Below are 1,437 nucleotides of genomic sequence, written 5' to 3' on the forward strand. Positions count from 1 at the left end.
GCGCGGACCTGCGGGCCCATACGGGCGGGCCGCTCGCCGACGACATGGCGTTGATCGTGCTGCAGCGCGAGGGGGCGCGCGTCCCGGCCCGGATCTCCGAGAACCGGTGGGTTTCGTGACGAAGGCGCGGCCCGCCTGAGGAACGGGGGGCGACGGCGCCGCGCGCCCCCGGGCCCGCCGGGCCGTTCCCTGCCGGGGCCGGCGAGGCACGGGTGCGGGCCCTGGGCCGGGTGCGGGGTGTACGTTGCGCAACCGTCCGGCGTACACCCGGCGCATGCCGGGGACACGGCCGGCCAGTGCCTGCACGATGTCGGTGTCCGCCGGGAATCACCGAGAGCCATCACGTCCGCGTGTCCCGGCCGTACTCAGAAGCCATTTCCCGGATACTGTCCCAGCTTGCGCGCAGTTCTGCGGCTCCGGCCGGCCCGGGTGTGGCAAGTACCGGCAGTCAGCCGTCTGCGCGCTTGGCAATGCGCTGTACGGCCTTGGAACTGGTGCCGCGGCCGAGGTTGCTGCCACCGCCGCCCAGCATCACAGGGATTGTAGAGACGGGCTTGGGCAGGATCGTCGCGTTGTCGATGACTACGCGAGGACCCCGGAAGGTCACCGGGTCCGGCCCCACACGGCATCGAAGAGGTCCAGCGTCTTGTCGAGGGGGCGCCCGCGATCCGCTCGGGTGGCGCCGAGTGGTTTCACGCACTGGCCGGCAGTTGCTGATCAGCCCAGGTGAGTTTGCCGTCCGGGATGTGGCGGGTTCCCCATCGGCGGGACAGTTGGGTGACGAGGAAGAGGCCGCGGCCGTGTTCGTCGGTGGTGCGGGGGTGTCGCAGGAGGGGGTGGCTGTGGCCGGCGTCGGAGACTTCGCAGGTCAGCATCTCGTGCCGGATGAGGCGTAGGCCGATCGTGCGGTCGCTGTCGCTGTCGCAGTCGCCGTTGCCGTGGATGATGGCGTTGGTGACCAGTTCGCTGACGATCAGCTCTGTGGGCTCGGATAGGTGTTCCAGTCCCCACTGGGTCAGCTGCCGGGTAGCGAGAGTTCGGGCACGGCCGGCGACGGCGGGGTCGCTGGGGAACTGCCAGGAGGCGACCTGGTCTGCGCTCAGCGAGCGGGTCTGTGCGAGGAGCAGAGTGACATCGTCGCTCGGCGGCTTGGCCCGCAGTGTGTCCACCGTGGACGAGCACAGATCGTCCAGTGTGAGGTGGGGCCGTGCGAGGGCCGCGCGCAAACGGGCCATGCCGGCGCTGATGTCCTGGTCGCGGGCCTCGATCAGACCGTCGGTGTAGAGGGCGAGCACGCTTCCTTCGGCAAGTTCGAAAGTTGCGGACTCGAAGGGGCCCAGTGCGAGGCCGAGCGGTGCTCCGGTGGGCAGGTCGGGGAAGGTGACGTGGCCGTGCGGGTCGATGATCGCGGGCGGTGGGTGGCCGGCCCGCGACATG

Annotated in this window: 1 protein-coding gene and 1 pseudogene; both read right to left on the minus strand. The window is 70.6% G+C overall.

Features of this window, described 5'->3' with window-relative positions; translation table 11 throughout:
- Window positions 1-237 precede the first annotated feature (237 nt).
- Window positions 238-347 (minus strand): annotated as a pseudogene (locus ABZ904_RS51250) (NADPH-dependent F420 reductase); the annotation flags it as partial.
- Window positions 348-692: 345 nt separating this feature from the next.
- On the minus strand, window positions 693-1,437 hold a 745-nt coding region (locus ABZ904_RS51255; RefSeq protein ID WP_361831224.1), incomplete at its 5' end, for an ATP-binding SpoIIE family protein phosphatase.

Source organism: Streptomyces sp. NPDC046900, from assembly GCF_040644975.1.
Classification (GTDB): Bacteria; Actinomycetota; Actinomycetes; order Streptomycetales; family Streptomycetaceae; genus Streptomyces.